The following is a 15,511-nucleotide window of genomic DNA, read 5'->3' as shown; positions in this document are numbered from 1 at the left end:
GAGGCATTTCTACCTTGGCAGGGTATCCGCGTACTGCGAATAACTGTTTTTCACCATATCCGCATACGCGGCATAGGCATCCTCCAATGAGGTGTACGCGGTACCCTGAATATAGGGGTGCAACGTCGTGCGGTTGGTAATGCCTTTGCCGATCACGTTGTAGGTCTGATTCTTCACCTTTGAGGTCGTCACTGGCATCGTGGTGATGTAAAACGTGCCCCCGTCCTCCTTGCTGACAAGGATCGGCACCTGCGTGCCTTCGGCAAATTTAGTTACATCCACCGATGTCCAGAACAAATACCGCCCCGGGTCTTCGCCAGAAATCTTGCGGAAATCCCACGTTCCGGTGCTCAGCAGGCTGCCTTCCTTGATTTGCTCCTTCACCTTGGGTACCATTGTGGAGTTCGGGCAATTGGAGTCGATCTCGTAGAATTTCCCGCGGGCGGTAAAGTCCTTTAAATCCGTTTCCAGCAAGCCGCTGTTTTTCAAAATGCCGTGCAGGTTTTCGGTCAAATCAACGGTCGGTCGGATGGGGGCGGGCTACGGCTTGCTGGCGCCTGACCACGTCAGCACCACGCCTGTCCCATCCACATAAGAAACCGTGCAGGTTCCGTGTGCCGTGGGCGAGCCTTTCCAATTGTCGGTGTCACCCTCGTCGGCAGCGTGGGTGATGCCCGCAATGGTGACGGGGTCAAAGTGCTGCCACCCGTCTTGCCCCTGCTTGAGCTGTACGGTCTGTTCGGCAGTGACATCGCCGGTCATTGCATCGGAAAGCACCTGCATATACGCGGCGCACACGTTGACAAGATCCGACGTTTCCAGCGCTTTTTCAATATAGCCTTGCAGCGCGGGGATCAGCATCGCCGCCAAAACCCCAAGTATGGTCAGCACGACGATCAGCTCCACCAGCGTAAAGCCGCGCTTATTTTGCAGTTTTTCCCTCATTCGTTCCGCACCTTATCGTGTTATATGCACACAATTCCAGAATAAATACATTACATTGTAACACAGTTTTTGTCGATGCGCAAATGATTTTTCGCTTTTTATGCAGGTTTTACCTGCATTTTACAAATTATTTACATTTTGATGCTGCAGGGCGGACAGTGCACCGGATGAGGGGGCAATGTCCGGCAGGTGGCAGGCCCCCTCAGTCACCTGCGGTGACGACTTTCCCCAAAAAGAGGAAGCCTTTACGCCGTTACATCCTCAAATTGACTATTATACAGATCCGCGTAGAACCCGCCCTGATCGATCAGCTCGTCATGGGTTCCCTGCTCCACAATATCTCCGTCGCGCATGACCAGAATCAGATCTGCGTCGCGGATAGTGGACAGGCGGTGGGCAATGACAAAGCTTGTGCGGCCCTGCATCAGGCGGTCCATGGCCGTCTGGATGCGCTGCTCGGTGCGGGTATCGACGCTGGACGTTGCCTCGTCCAGAATCAGGATGCGGTTGTCCGCCAGAATCGTGCGGGCAATCGTCAAAAGCTGCTTTTGGCCCTGGCTGACGTTGGAGGCGTCCTCGTTCAGCTCCATCTGGTAGCCGCCGGGCAGCGTGCGGATAAAGTGGTCTGCGTTCGCGGCCTTGGCGGCGGCGATAACTTCCTCGTCGGTGGCGTCCAGGCGGCCATAGCGGATGTTCTCCATGATGGTGCCTTTGAACAGCCAGGTATCCTGCAAGACCATACCAAAGCCCTCGCGCAGGGCGCTGCGGTCAAAGTCGCGGACATTGTGGCCGTTCAGGCTGATTTCGCCCGCATCCACATCGTAGAACCGCATCAGCAGCTTGACCATCGTGGTTTTGCCCGCGCCGGTGGGGCCGACGATGGCGACCTTCTGGCCGGGCTTGACGTTGCAGCTGAAATTGTGGATGACTGTCTTTTCCGGCGTGTAGCCGAATTTGACGTGGTCAAACGTGACCTGGCCATCGATGCAGGCAGGATTCGCGCGGTGGGCGGGGTCGGCCTGCTGGTTCTCCTCTTCTTCGTTCAAAAATTCAAAGACGCGCTCGGCTGCGGCAGCCATGCTTTGCAGCATATTCGACACCTGCGCCAGCTGTTGGATGGGCTGGGTGAAGTTCTTGACATACTGGATGAACGCCTGGATATCGCCGATGGTGATGCTGCCCGCCGCTGCAAAAATGCTGCCGACGATGGCGACCGCCACATACCCCAGGTTGCCCACAAAGTTCATGATGGGCTGCATCAAGCCGGACAAAAACTGGGATTTCCACGCGGATTCATACAGTTTGTCATTGGCGGCGTTGAAGTCTGCCAGCACAGCGTCTTCACGGTTGAACGCCTTGATAACGTTGTGGCCGGCGTAGACTTCCTCGACCTGGCCGTTGACAACGCCCAGCGTTGCCTGCTGCGCCTTGAAGTATTTTTGGCTGAATTTGACGACCAGCAGCACCAGCGCCAGCGACACCGGCAGGATCAGCAGCGCAATCAGCGTCATCTTTGGGCTGATGGTGAGCATCATGATCAGCACGCCAATCATCGTCGTGACGCTGGTAATGAGCTGGGTCACGCTCTGGTTCAGGCTTTGGCCCAGCGTGTCCACATCGTTGGTGATGCGGGACAGTACCTCGCCGACGGTGCGCTTTTCAAAGTAGGCCAACGGCAGGCGGTTGATTTTTTTGCTGATCTGGTCGCGGAAATCATAGCAGACCTTCTGGGACAGACCGCTCATGAGCCAGCCCTGGATAAAGCTGAATGCCGCGGAAAGCAGGTACATCCCCGCCAAAAACAGCAGCACTTTCCCAATATAGGCAAAGTCTATGCCGCCCACGCCGCGCAGCTTGGCAATCCATCCGGTGGCCAGCGCCGTGGTGGCCTTGGCAAGGATTTTCGGCCCTGCAATGTTGAAAATTGTTGACAGAACAGCGAAGACAACGACCACGATGAGCGACAGCTTATATTTGCTCAACGCGGAAAGCAGCTGCCGCAGCGTGCCCTTAAAATCCTTGGCGCGCTCGGTCGTCATGCGTCCGGGTCTTGGCATATCACTCACCCTCCTTCTGCAAATTGAGTTCCTTCTGGCTTAACTGACTGCGGGCGATTTCCTGATACTCTGGGCAGGATTCCATCAGCTGGGCGTGTGTGCCCTTGCCGACGATGCGGCCCTCATCCAGCACCAAGATCTGGTTCGCGTGCAGCACGGTAGAAATGCGCTGCGCCACGATGATGACGGTAGCGTTATCGGTCTGGGCTTTCAGTGCGCGACGCAACGCCACGTCGGTTTTGTAGTCCAGCGCCGAGAAGCTATCGTCAAACAGGTAAATCTGCGGGTGCTTGGCAATCGCGCGGGCGATGGACAACCGCTGTTTCTGCCCGCCGGAGACATTGCTGCCGCCTTGGGCAATCGGGGCGTTGTAGCCCTCGGGCTTGGCCGAGATAAATTCGGCGGCCTGGGCAATCTCAGCAGCCCCGCGCACGTCGGCGTCGGTGATGTGGTCGCCGCCAAATTTCAGGTTGGAATCAATGGTGCCGCTGAACAACACGCCTTTCTGCGGCACGTAGCCCAGTTGGTCGTGCAGCTGCGCCTGGCTCATATCGCGCACATCGACGCCGTCGATCGTCACACTGCCTTCGCTGACGTCGTAAAAACGCGGGATGAGGTTGAGCAGCGTCGATTTGCCGCAGCCTGTGGAGCCGATGATGGCCGTCGTCTGCCCGGGTTTGGCGGTAAAGCTGATATGCTCCAGCGCGTCCTCGTCAGAGCCGGGATAGCGGAAGCTGACATCGTTAAAGGCCACAACGCCCTTGGTGCCGCCCTCGGGCAGAGCTTTCGACGCGGCAGGGTCGTGGATGGCAGCGGGGGTCTTGATGACCTCGTCGATGCGGTCTGCAGCCACACCAGCGCGGGGCAGCATGACGGCGACCATCGAGAGCATCAGGAACGACATGACGATCTGCATGGTGTAGGTGATGAAAGCAATCATCTCGCCCACCTGCATATTGCCCAGGTCCATGGCCTTGCCGCCAAACCAGACGATGAGCAGACTGGTCCCGTTCATGATAAGGGTCATAAACGGCATCATGGCGACCATTGTGCGGTTGGTGAAGAGCTGCGTTTTCATCAGGTCCGTGTTGGCCTTGTCGAAGCGCTCCTCCTCAAATTTCTCGCGGCTGAAAGCGCGGATGGGCATGATGCCGGTCAGAATCTCGCGGCTGACAAGGTTCAGCCGGTCCACAAGGGTCTGCATCTGCTTGAATTTCGGCATGGCTACGTTCATCAACACCGTGATAAGCACGAGCAGCGCGGCCACCGCCACAAAGATGATCCATTCAAGGCCGGTGTTGCCGCTGGCAACGTGCAGGATGCCGCCGATGCCCAAAATGGGCGCGTAGGCTACCATACGCAGCAAAATCACGCAGGTAAACTGCACCTGCTGGATATCGTTGGTGGTGCGGGTAATCAGCGATGCGGTGGAGAATTTCTCGATTTCGGCGTTGGAGTAGCCGACGACGGTCTTGAACACATCCCGGCGCAGGTCGCGGCCAATGGCGGCGGAAACGCGGGACGCGATGAAACCGACGGCAATCGCCACGGCCACCATCAGCAGCGTCAGGGCCAGCATCTGGCCACCGGTGCGCAACAGATAAGACATCTGTACATCATGGGCAATACCCTGGGCGTCGTATTCCAGTGCTACCAGCAGCATAGCCTGGCTGGATAAGCTGTCTGCCACGGAATCATCCTGCGGCGCGGCGTCGGCCAGCTGGGCTTGCAGCATTTCCCGCGCACCGGGGGCCTGGGCCATGGCGGCAAACTGGGTCGCGACGGCATCCAGGTCATAGCTGGTTGGCGTCACGGTGTCGGTCGTGCCGGCGGCGGTCGCAGCATTCTGCGCGGCAGCCATATACAGCACGACATCGGGGGTGGCAAACGCGTTTTCCAGTTCCGACATGGCAGCGGTGGCATCGTGAGAGAGGGTACGCACACCGTCGGCATCGGGGGCACTGTACCACTGTTCGGCCAGCACGGCGTCCTGCTCGGACATAAGCAACTCCAGTGCCTGCAGGGTCGTGTCGCGGACAGTGTCAGGCACAGGGCTTTCAATGCCGCCCTGCTGGATGCCGGTGTCCACGATTTTGCTGGTGTAGTCGGGCAGGCTCAAGTCACAATAGGCCTGCACAACGAGCAGCGCCACGACGGCGAGACACGCCGCCCAGTGCCGCCCCAGCTGTTTAAATATTTTGGTCATGCGGGGGTTCTCCTTTCCGGGTTTGCTGCATCGATTCGTTTTCAGCCTCGATGGCGGCCAGCAGTGCATCTTTCACAGCGTTGGCCTGGGCCAGTTCCTCGGGGGTCAGCCGTGCCATGATGCGGGCAAAATAGGCGTTCATGGCCTGCTCGTTTGCGCTGCGGGCGCGCTCCCCTTCCGGGGTGATGCGCACCAGCGTTTTACGGCGGTCGCCAGGGTCTGTCTCGCGGGTAATGTGGCCGTCCTGCTCCATGGCACGCAGCCCGCGGGAGACGGCGGGCATCGGCTGGTGCATATACCGCGCAATGTCCGAAACATAAATTGCGCCGTCATAGCCGTGCTGCTCGATGAGGTTATACAGATGTTGGAGCATTCCGTACCGGCATTTTGGCTCATCGGCCAGGGCCGCACGCATACCGCGCTTGGACAGGGTATGCAGCCGCGCGACGAACCGGAACACACCGTGCAGATTGGGTGTTTCTGAGGTAGACATTACACGCCTCCTGTTAATAATTATCATGTGTTAATAATTGTGTCGTGATAATACTACACCCCCTTGCATCGATATGCAAGGGGGTGTAGGGAAGGTTTAAGATTTGTTTACAAATGGCAGGTGAAAAGGCTTCCCCCTCGGGGGAAGCTGTCCGCGAAGCGGACTGATGAGGAGAGAAGTTCTCGCTATGACCCGTTTATGGGTTGCCAGGGTCAACACGCCCCTCATCCGGCCCTGCGGGGACACCTTCCCCCGAGGGGGAAGGCTTGGAGAGTGTGACGTTGTAGAGATTCACCCCGCTGCACAGCCCCAGCTTCAGTTCTGCGCTCTCCCTCGTGATTGTGATATCCTTAAACGTAATATCCTCGATCTCCCCGCCATGGCAGTCGAACCCGACAATCTCGATGGGCGCGGCGTCCTGCCAGATGTGGTCGTGATCCAGCGTGCGGCCGGTCAGGGTCAGCCCCTCAAACCAGCAATGGCTGAACTTCGGCGGCTCGGGGGCGGGTTCGCCGTCGTCATTGTAGGATACGCTGTGCAAAATTACCCGCGGGGCGGTGCAATCGCGCACGGTCACGCCGCGCACATAGCCGCCGCGCTTGGGTGTGGCCTTGATCTCAATGCCGTACAGCGAGTTGGCAAAGTCGCAGTCCCAAATCTGCACGTCCTCCACACCGCCGCTCATCTCGCTGCCGATGCAGATGCCGTGGCCGTACCCGATGCGGCAGTCAAACACCTTGATGTGGGCGCAGGGACGGCCGATTTCGTTTCCCTCGGGGTTTTTGCCGCTCTTGATGGCAACTGCGTCGTCGCCGGTATGGAACTCGCTGGCGAACAGCGTGCAGTTTGTCGAGGAATCCGGGTCCCAGCCGTCGCTGTTCCAGACGCCCTCGGATTCAAAAACGCAGTGGTCGGTCTGGATATTATCGCAGTAGACCATGTGGAAAGTCCACGCCGGACTGCTTTTGAACGTAATACCGCTGAACCAGACATTCTCGCAGTTGCTCAGGTTTACTAAGCGCGGGCGCACACGGCCGGGGATCGTGTCGTCGTTCTCGCAGCTTTTGACAAGTTCCTCGTTATCGTCCAAAAAGCTCTTGATGCGGGCGCGCTCGTCCTCGATAATTTTCTTTGCCAGCACCTGCCCGCCGCCGCAGATGGTGCCCTTGCCGCGCACGATGATGTTATGGCAGCCCGAGCCTTTCGTGTGGTCAAGCCGCCCGGCGTTGAGCAGGCTGGAATAGCAGCGCATCTCCATTCCTTCAAAGCGGCTGGGGATGCGGGGCGAATAGTCGTTGATGTTGGCCGTGCCCTGCAAAACAGCCCCCTTGGAAAGGTAAATCTCCAAATCGCTGTGCAGCTGCAGCGCCCCGGTCAGGTAGTCACCCGCCGGAAAATACAGGATGTCATCGGCGCGGCAGTCGTTGATGGCCCGCTGCAAGTTGTCGGTGTTCAGCGTTTTGCCGTCGCCCTTGCAGAAATAGGGCGCAGCCGTTACGTTGACGCGGCGCTTTTCTTTGCCGAATTGCAGCGTCTCGACCCCGACGCAATAGCTGCCGCTGGCAACTTCCAGCCGGTAAGTGCTGCCGTAAGGCAGGCCCTCGATGGTGAAATGTGTTTTATCCGTGCGGCCGATGACCTCGCCGTTCAGCGAGACGGTATACTCCGCCCCTTTGGGCGCAGCGGCGGGTTTATCCCAATAGAGCACCGCGTAATCTTCGGTGCAGCGCAGTTTTAATTTACTTTGCTTCATGATGTTTTCCTTTTACACGCAAGTTGTCTGTTGCTTACATATTGTACCACAGCCCGCCGGTTTATCCAATACATAGGGGGTGCCAAAATACAGTGGTCGAAACGCGGCAGGTTTTGACAGTTTTACAGGCTTGACAGCGCGGGAGGCGACGTTTATAATCATATAAGCATAGTGGGTATATGTGCTATGCCGTTGCAGGGGCCGGGCAGATCCGGCCCTCAACTTTGCCGAACCCGCAGCTTTACGGTTGAGAGAGGATACAACGCCGGTGAGGTCATCAACGATATTGCGCTGAACCGCGCGTGATTGGAACATCCTTCTCCCCTGCCGTTTGGCGGGGGAGTTTTGCTTTTACTGGGGAAATATGATATAATTTCAACATCCGTGCAGGGGCCGGACGCCTCCGCAGGGCGTCGAGGACGCCGCCCCCTACAATACACGCCGCCATGCGAAAAATATTTACTATTTGCCGAAAGGAGCCGCCATGGACAAACCTGAATTTGCATCCGCCCATATGGCGGCGCTGAACCCACAGCAGCGGGCGGCGGTGGAGGCCGTACACGGCCCGGTGCTGCTGCTGGCCGTGCCGGGCAGCGGCAAGACCACGGTGCTGATCACCCGGCTGGGATACATGACGCTGGTCTGCGGCATCCCACCGCAGTCGATTTTGACAATGACCTACACCGTGGCCGCCACGCGGGAAATGCGTGCCCGCTTCGCCGTGCGGTTTGGGGATGCGCTGGCCGGGCAGCTGGAATTCCGCACGATAAACGGCGTGGCAGCGCGCATTATCGCGCTGTACAGCCGTATGTACAACCGAACGCCGCCCGACCTGATCCAAAACGAGAACGACACCGCACCGCTGCTTACACGCCTTTGGCAGGAGACGAACCACGAATACCCCACCGAGAGCACGCTGAAGGATCTGCGCACAGCCATCACCTACATTAAAAATATGTGCCTGACCGACGACGAGCTGGACGCGCTGGAAACCGACATCGACAACTTACCCGAGTTATACCGCGGCTACCAGCGGGCGTTGAAAGCCGGGCACAGGATGGACTACGACGACCAGCTATGCTTTGCGCTGCAAATCCTGCGCGGTGCGCCCGCTGTGGCGAAGGCGTTCCGGGAGCGGTATCAATATTTCTGCGTGGATGAATCCCAGGACACCTCCAAGGTGCAGCATGAGATTATCCGCGTGCTGGCGCAGGAAAGCGGAAATATCTTTATGGTTGGCGATGAGGACCAGAGTATTTACGGTTTCCGCGCCGCCTACCCCCAGGCGCTGATGGACTTTGAAAAGACTTACCCCGGCGCACAAATCTTGCTGATGGAGGAAAACTACCGCTCACGGGAACCGATTCTGGACGCGGCCAACCGCTTTGTGGCCCGCAATCGTTATCGCCGCCCCAAAACGATACAGCCCACGCAGGGCGCAGGCGAACCGCTGCAGATCGTCACGGTGCGCCGCCGTGCCGATCAGCTGCCGTTTTTGTTTGAGACGGCGCAGAACTGCGAGACGGAAACCGCCGTGCTATTCCGCAACCACGAGAGCGCCCTGCCCATCATCGACCTGTGCGAGCGCCGGGGCGTGCCCTATGGCTGCAAAAACATCGACCCCACGTTTTTCTCCAACAAAATCGTGCGGGATGTGGCGGATATCTTTGCGCTGGCCGCCCGTTCCGCCGACGCAGATGTTTTTCTGCGCTGCTACTACAAATTTGGTGTGCCGGTCACAAAGGTGCAGGCGCTGTACGCCTGCAGCCAGGCGCGGCAGTACGGCCAAGGCTGCTGGACAGCCCTGCTGAACGAGGACAGCATCCGCCCGCGCATCCGCGCCGCCATGGCCGATGTGGCCCACGGCCTGGCTCGCCTGCCCAGGATGGCGGCGGACGACGCCGTGCGGTTTGTGACCGACGAGCTGGGCTACGGCAAATACCTGGACAAAAAGGGCATGGACCGCACGAAATTGGCCGTGCTGGAAATGCTGGGTGCCCAGGAGGACAGCCCTGCCCACCTGTTAAAGCGGCTGGAAATTCTGCGCGGCATCGTGCAGGATCATATTACGCCGCCCGGATGCAGGTTTATTTTATCCACGATACACTCCGCCAAGGGGCTGGAATACGACCGGGTGATTTTGTTGGATGTGCTGGATGGCATCCTTCCGGCCAAGCCGGAACTTGCCTGCCGCACCCCTGGCGAGACCCAGCAGTACGAGGAGGACCGGCGGCTGTTCTACGTCGCCATGACCCGTGCCCGGCAGCAGCTGGTGCTGTTTGACTGCGTGGCCGAGCGCTCGGCCTTTGTGGAGGAAGTGTTGGCGGCCCTGCCCGGGCACCGCAAGCGCCCCGATGCGGAACCCGCAGGCCGCCGCCCTGTCCCGCCCGCCGCGCGGGCACCCCTGCCGCCGGTGGATGTGGAGAGCATCACGACCGTTGGTGCCCACGTGCGGCACGCGGTATTCGGCCCCGGCACGGTAGAGAGCGTGAGCGGCCACCGCGTGACCGTGCGCTTCACCGCTGGGTCGCGGACATTGGACGCCCAGGTCGTAGCCGAGCGGCATTTGATGTGGAAAGAATGAGGTACCCCCATGAAAAAAATCCTACTCCTCGCCACCGGCGGGACGATTGCAAGCCGCCCCACGGCGGCGGGCGGGCTGGCCCCGGCCATCACGTCGGAGGAATTGCTGGCCTGTGTGCCGGAGCTGGCCGACCTGTGTGCTGTGGATGCCGTGCAGGTGTTCAACCTGGACTCAACGAACGTAGGCCCCGCGCAGTGGCAGAGTATTGTACACTGCATCAAAGAAAATTATGATGCCTACGACGGCTTTGTCATTGCCCACGGCACGGACACAATGGCCTACACCGCCGCCGCGCTGAGCTACATGGTACAGAACAGCGCCAAGCCGGTTGTACTGACGGGCAGCCAAAAGTCCATCTACAACCGCGACACGGACGCCCGCAACAACCTGTACCGCGCCTTTGTCTACGCGGTCAGTGACGGTGCATGGGGCGTGCAGCTGGTATTTGACAACAAGGTCATCCTGGGCACCCGCGCCCGCAAGACCCGCACCCGCAGCTTCAACGCGTTTTCCAGCATCGACTACCCGGAGACGGCGGTTTTTCGCGACACGCGGCTTGTCCTTTTCCTGCGCCGCCCGGCTGCGCTGCCGCCGGTGCGGTTCTATGAAAAGCTTGACCCCGCCGTTTTTGTGCTGCGCCTTGTGCCGGGGATGCGGGCTGATATCATTCCGATGCTGGCCCCGCATTACCGGGCGCTGGTGTTGGAGAGTTTCGGCGTCGGCGGCCTGCCGGGCGGAGAACATGGCACCATGTTTGCCGAGCTGCGCCGCTGGTGCGAGAGCGGGCGGCTGGCGGTGTTTACAACGCAGGTTCCCCACGAGGGCTGCGACCTTGCCGTTTACGAGGTGGGGCGCGCCGTGGGCGAGCTGCCCGGCGTATTGGAGGCCCGCGACATGACCCCCGAGGCCGTCGCCGTGAAACTGATGTGGGCGCTGGGCCAGACAGACGACCGCGCGGAAGTAATGCGGTTGTTTGAAACGCCGATCGAGTGCGATATTGCATAAAAAATGACCATCCAACATGTACGCTGGATGGTCATTTTTATTTTAGGCAATACCGTACAATTCCCGCCTTACGGCTTAAGCACCGCTCCGGCGGCTGCGGCACGGCATCTGCGTTGCCAAAATGCTCGATAATACACAAAGTATTATCTGCGCTTTTGGCTTAGCAGCTGCCGCACCTCGCTCGCCGTATCGGCACTTAGAATTATGCGGTATTGCCTTTACTTTACAACTTCCACCGCGCAGGCACCATAGCGGCCCAGGGTTACTTCCCCGCTGACGGTTTTGCTGGTCAGCAGGTCGGCCCCGGTGGGCACAGCCACGGTCTTGTCCGTTTCGGTCGTGTTCAGGTAGAAGTGATACACCGTGCGCTCGTCCTCGCGGCAGTGGTACTCAACGCCCTCGGGCAGGGTCTGCATCGTGCAGCCTGCCTGCGCCATGGCAGCGCGGAACACCTTCGCGTTGCCGTCGGCATCCATGCGGGCCGCAACGTAGTAGGCGTGGCCCTTGCCGAAGGCGTGGTGGGTCGCCACGGCGTAACCCTTGTAGAAGTCCTCGCCGTAGGTTGCCAGCACATCGGTGTTGTCCGCCGTTTCCAGCAGCTCGCAATAGTCCTGGATGGCGGCCTTGCTGCCGTCCGGGAAGACGACGGTGTTGCGCTCGCCGGGGTAGAGGGTGTCCAGCTCGGTGGCGGTCACGCCGAACACCTCCCGCAGGCCATCGCCGGGGAAGCCGCCCAGCCAGGCCAGCGTAGAATCATTGACATAGCCCAACAGGTAGGTGCCGATAACCGTGCCGCCGTTTGCCACAAACTGACGAATCTTCTCACCGAAGCCGGGCTTGACCATGTAGAGCATCGGCAGCACGACGACTTTGTAGCGGTCGAGAGATTCCTCGACGCCGATGACATCGGCATCGACGCCGCAGCGGCCCAGCTGTTCATGCAGGGCGCAGACGGTCTCGCGCAGGTTCTTCTGCTGGATCTGCATACCCCAGGCATCTTCCAGCGCCCAGCGGCTGTCCCAGTCAAAAATCAGCGCGGCCTCGGCGCGGGGCAGGCTGCCGATAACCGGCGTCAGCGCGTTCAGCGCGGCGTTCGTCTCGGTCACATCCTTGAACACCCGGGTATCGTCGCGGCCATCGTGGTCCACTACCGCGCCGTGCCACTGCTCGGTGCCGCCGCGGCCCTTGCGCCACTGGAAGTACTGTACGCCGTCGCCGCCGCAGGCGACCGTCTGCAAGCCCTGCAGTCGGTTGACGCCGGGGCGCTTGAGCTTGTTATACTCGTGCCAGTTGACGAGGCTGGGCGTGCTCTCCATCGTGAAGAAAGGTACGTCCCGCTTGCAGCCGCGAATCAGCGCGTGGTCAAACGCGGTCATGGCAAAGGTCGTCGTGATGCTGCGGTCGGGGCGGCCCCAGTGGGGGTAGCTGTCCCAGCAGACGAAATCCAGTTCTTTCTGCAAATAGTGGTAGTCCAACCCGGGGAAATACTCCATCAGGTTGGTGGTGATGGGCACGTTCGGGGTCAGCTTGTGCAGCAGCTCGGTCTCGCTGTGGACATAGTCGGTCATGTTCCAGGTGGTGAAGCGCCGCCAATCCAGTTTCAGGCCCAGCAGGCTCTGTTCGCCGTTCTCAAACGGCGGCTCGATCTCGTCAAAATCGTTGTAGTGGTGGCTCCAGAAGCCGGTCCACCAGGCGTGGTTCAGCGCGTCGATGGTCTTGTACTTGTCGCGCAGCCAATCGCGGAAGCGGGCCTGGCAGCGGGGGCAGTAGCAGTCGCCGCCCAGCTCATTGGAGATGTGCCACAGAATCAGCCCGGGGTGGTCACCGACGGCCTCGACGAGCTTTTCAATGATGTTGTGGACCTTCTCGCGGTAGATGAGGCTGCTGGGGCAGGCATTGTGGCGCATACCCTGGTGGTCGGTCACGCCGTTGGCCTGCATGCGCAGGATCTCGGGATATTTTTTCGCCATCCAGTTGGGCTTAGCGCCGCAGGGGGTGGCAAGCTCGGTGTAGATGCCCGCCGCGTACAGGCGGTCCATCATCTCGCGCAGCCAGGCAAAGTCGTACTCACCCTCCTGCGGCTCGTACTTGGCCCAGGCGAACACGCCGAGGGTGGCGGTGTTCATGCCGGCCTTTTTCATCAGTTCGACGTCCTTTTCCAGGATGTCGGGCCGGTCAAGCCACTGGTCGGGGTTATAGTCCCCACCGCGGAACAGGATGGGGGCTTTGGTGATCGTTTTCATGGTGAACCTCTTTACTTTAAAATAAGGTGCCTTGTAGTGGCCGGGCATATCCGGCCACTGCGTTAAATCTGCCCTTCACCCACAAAAGCGCTGCCCCTTGCGAGGCAGCGTTGTTGTGATAAACTATCAGCCCTTTGCCGCGCCGGAGGTGATACCCTCGACGTAGAATTTCTGCATGATGACAAAGAGGATGGAAATGGGGATGGCGACCAGCACACCGCCCGCGCAGAAACGGGAGAAGTAACTGTTGATCAGAGCCTTTTGCAGCATGTTGTACAGGCCGATGGCAACCGTCCAGTCCGTGCTGACACCGGAGTTCAGGATCATCTTTGCCATAACAAAGTCGGTCCAGGGCATCAGGAAGGAGTTGATAATGGTGTACACCAAAATCGGGCGGGACATCGGGATAACGATCTGGAAGAAGATGCGCGCTTCCGAAGCGCCGTCCAGCTTGGCGGCCTCACGCAGGGAAACCGGAACCGTGTCGAAGAAGCCCTTGCAGATCAGGTAGCCCAAACCGGAAGAACCGGCATAGACCATGATCAGGCCCGCGTAGGAATTCGTCAGGTTCATGTACTTCAAGACGAAGTAAATTGCGATCATGGCCAGAACGCCCGGGAACAGGTTGACCGTGACGGACAGGTTTTGCAGCAGCCTGCGGCCCTTGAAGCGGCAGCAGCTTATGGCGTAAGCCACCATCAGCACAAAACAGGTGGAGATCACGCAGTTAAAGCAGGCCACGACCAGGGTATTCATGAACCAGCGCGGGAACTGTGCAACGGAGTCCGGCGTTGTTATAATGCTGATGTAGTTCCACAGGGTAAAGCCTTCCGGCACAAAGCGGGTAAAGTTGATGCCCTTATCGGTGGAGAACGAGGTCAGCAGCAGCCAGGCAATGGGCACCAGCCAGATAAAGGCCAGCAGCGCCAGGATAAGATGGCGAATGATGGAGAAAATTGTTTTCTTGACGCGGCCCTGTTTGAGCTGTTTCTGCACGGCGGCATCGTTGATGGTAGTGGTACTCAAGAGAACGTCGCCTCCTTCTTATTGATAAAGTGGAAGCACACAACGGTGAACACTGCGCAGACGATAAACACCATGATGCCCAGCACAGCGGCCATCTTGTAGTTGTAGTATTCCTGCGTCAAGCGGAACAGCCAGGTGACCAGCAGGTCGATCTCCTTGGCGTTGGACTGGGCCAGTTGCTGGTTGTTCGTGACAAACACGTCCTGGGTCAGCAGGTAAATAACGTTGAAGTTGTTGACGTTCCTGACAAAGTCCGTGACGAGCGACGGTCCCTGCACGCTGAGCAGGTAGGGCAGCTTGATGCGGAAGAACATCTGAACCGGGTTCGCACCGTCGATGCGGGCGGCCTCGATCATGTCGGCGGGAATGTTCATTAACACACCCGTAGAAATCAGCATCTGGTACGGTACGCCGATCCAAATGTTGATCATGATGATGGTGAACATGGCCCAGCCCGGCTGGGTCAGGAACGGAATGTAACTAAGGCCCTTGTCCAACAGGCCGATGTTATGCAGGAAATCCGTAACTCCGGCGTTGGCCATCATTGTGTTGAAGATGCCGTTGTTGGAGAAGAAGTTGCGTACCAGAAGCAGCGTAACGAACTGAGGCACGGCGATGGTCACCATGAACAGGGTACGCCAGAACTTCGGGCATTTGGTCTTTTGGTCATTGATGAACATGGCCAGCAGGATACCGCCGAAGAAGGTGGTAAAGGTGGCAAAGAACGCCCAGACCAGCGTCCAGGTCAACACCTTGGCAAAGGAGTAGCCGAAGGTCGAGGTCATACCGCCGCCGCCAAACAGCGTGAAGAAGTTGGTCAGGCCCACCCAGGTGAACAGGGCGTTCGGGGGCATATGCTGCTGGTCATAGTTCGTGAACGCGACCGCAATCAAGATGAACAGCGGCACGATGGTAAATACCACAACGCCCAGCACAGGCAGGGTCAGCAGCGTGACATAGAACTTTTCATTCAGGTAGACGTTGATGTCCTGTAAGAAGTTGTTCGTCTTTTTGCCCGCTGCGCGGATTTTTTGCAGCTGGTAGTTGGAGGTGACCACCATCATGGCGGCCGCGATCAGCGCGGCAATGACCACGAAGGAAATCATGCTCATCAGCAGGATCTCGAAGGAGTTATCGTAATTGTTCACGACGTTTTTCATCGTCGTAACGTCGAACACCATCTCCATTTTGACAGTGCC

The 15,511-nt window shown here is 58.9% G+C and carries 11 protein-coding genes; 2 read left to right on the top strand and 9 right to left on the bottom strand.

Going from position 1 to position 15,511, the window contains the following annotated elements; genetic code table 11:
* Positions 1 to 9: 9 nt before the first annotated feature.
* The 6 genes from ACZO0A_RS11200 to ACZO0A_RS11175 all read right to left on the bottom strand — a co-directional run bounded on the left by ACZO0A_RS11200 (position 10) and on the right by ACZO0A_RS11175 (position 7,454).
* Positions 10 to 513: a hypothetical protein gene (locus ACZO0A_RS11200; RefSeq protein ID WP_486846335.1), complete on the bottom strand. Its 504-nt coding sequence runs from the start codon at positions 511 to 513 to the stop codon at positions 10 to 12.
* Between the two features lie 27 nt (positions 514 to 540).
* Positions 541 to 945, bottom strand: a complete 405-nt coding sequence (locus ACZO0A_RS11195) for a type II secretion system protein (protein ID WP_337808474.1) — start codon at positions 943 to 945, stop codon at positions 541 to 543.
* 245 nt (positions 946 to 1,190) lie between these two features.
* Positions 1,191 to 3,002, bottom strand: a complete 1,812-nt coding sequence (locus ACZO0A_RS11190) for an ABC transporter ATP-binding protein (RefSeq protein WP_486846334.1) — start codon at positions 3,000 to 3,002, stop codon at positions 1,191 to 1,193.
* A 1-nt stretch (position 3,003) separates the two neighbouring features.
* Positions 3,004 to 5,208 (bottom strand): ABC transporter ATP-binding protein, encoded by a 2,205-nt coding sequence (locus ACZO0A_RS11185; RefSeq protein WP_337808472.1) that lies wholly within the window; start codon positions 5,206 to 5,208, stop codon positions 3,004 to 3,006.
* Entirely contained in the window at positions 5,192 to 5,701 is a 510-nt protein-coding gene (locus ACZO0A_RS11180; RefSeq protein ID WP_337808471.1) for a MarR family winged helix-turn-helix transcriptional regulator, read from the bottom strand. The genes ACZO0A_RS11185 and ACZO0A_RS11180 overlap by 17 nt, the downstream gene beginning before the upstream one ends.
* Before the next feature lie 196 nt (positions 5,702 to 5,897).
* Positions 5,898 to 7,454 (bottom strand): glycoside hydrolase family 28 protein, encoded by a 1,557-nt coding sequence (locus tag ACZO0A_RS11175; protein WP_486846333.1) that lies wholly within the window; start codon positions 7,452 to 7,454, stop codon positions 5,898 to 5,900.
* Between the two features lie 484 nt (positions 7,455 to 7,938).
* Here ACZO0A_RS11175 and ACZO0A_RS11170 point away from each other — a divergent pair, with 484 nt between their 5' ends.
* Both ACZO0A_RS11170 and ACZO0A_RS11165 read left to right on the top strand, forming a co-directional pair.
* On the top strand, positions 7,939 to 10,038 hold the full coding sequence (locus ACZO0A_RS11170; protein WP_302377116.1) for an ATP-dependent helicase: 2,100 nt from the start codon (positions 7,939 to 7,941) through the stop codon (positions 10,036 to 10,038).
* 9 nt (positions 10,039 to 10,047) lie between these two features.
* Positions 10,048 to 11,043 carry an asparaginase gene (locus ACZO0A_RS11165; RefSeq protein ID WP_302377114.1) on the top strand — a complete coding sequence of 332 codons (996 nt, stop codon included), beginning with the start codon at positions 10,048 to 10,050 and terminating at the stop codon, positions 11,041 to 11,043.
* Positions 11,044 to 11,261: 218 nt separating this feature from the next.
* Here the strand turns inward: ACZO0A_RS11165 and ACZO0A_RS11160 are convergent, their stop codons facing one another.
* The 3 genes from ACZO0A_RS11160 to ACZO0A_RS11150 form a co-directional block, all read right to left on the bottom strand.
* On the bottom strand, positions 11,262 to 13,286 hold the full coding sequence (locus ACZO0A_RS11160; RefSeq protein WP_302377112.1) for a beta-galactosidase: 2,025 nt from the start codon (positions 13,284 to 13,286) through the stop codon (positions 11,262 to 11,264).
* Between the two features lie 126 nt (positions 13,287 to 13,412).
* Positions 13,413 to 14,312, bottom strand: coding sequence for a sugar ABC transporter permease (locus tag ACZO0A_RS11155; protein WP_302377110.1), 900 nt, complete (start codon positions 14,310 to 14,312; stop codon positions 13,413 to 13,415).
* On the bottom strand, positions 14,309 to 15,511 hold a 1,203-nt coding region (locus ACZO0A_RS11150; protein WP_486846332.1), incomplete at its 5' end, for a carbohydrate ABC transporter permease. The genes ACZO0A_RS11155 and ACZO0A_RS11150, both read right to left, overlap by 4 nt.

Source organism: Gemmiger sp. (assembly GCF_057431175.1).
This window is presented reverse-complemented; position numbering and strand designations above follow the sequence as displayed.

Bases quoted from the DNA above. Each gene is read 5' to 3' on its own strand.
- ACZO0A_RS11195 (WP_337808474.1), bottom strand. From the start codon at position 945: ATGAGGGAAAAACTGCAAAATAAGCGCGGCTTTACGCTGGTGGAGCTG.
- ACZO0A_RS11190 (WP_486846334.1), bottom strand. From the start codon at position 3,002: ATGCCAAGACCCGGACGCATGACGACCGAGCGCGCCAAGGATTTTAAG.
- ACZO0A_RS11185 (WP_337808472.1), bottom strand. From the start codon at position 5,208: ATGACCAAAATATTTAAACAGCTGGGGCGGCACTGGGCGGCGTGTCTC.
- ACZO0A_RS11180 (WP_337808471.1), bottom strand. From the start codon at position 5,701: ATGTCTACCTCAGAAACACCCAATCTGCACGGTGTGTTCCGGTTCGTC.
- ACZO0A_RS11175 (WP_486846333.1), bottom strand. From the start codon at position 7,454: ATGAAGCAAAGTAAATTAAAACTGCGCTGCACCGAAGATTACGCGGTG.
- ACZO0A_RS11170 (WP_302377116.1), top strand. From the start codon at position 7,939: ATGGACAAACCTGAATTTGCATCCGCCCATATGGCGGCGCTGAACCCA.
- ACZO0A_RS11165 (WP_302377114.1), top strand. From the start codon at position 10,048: ATGAAAAAAATCCTACTCCTCGCCACCGGCGGGACGATTGCAAGCCGC.
- ACZO0A_RS11160 (WP_302377112.1), bottom strand. From the start codon at position 13,286: ATGAAAACGATCACCAAAGCCCCCATCCTGTTCCGCGGTGGGGACTAT.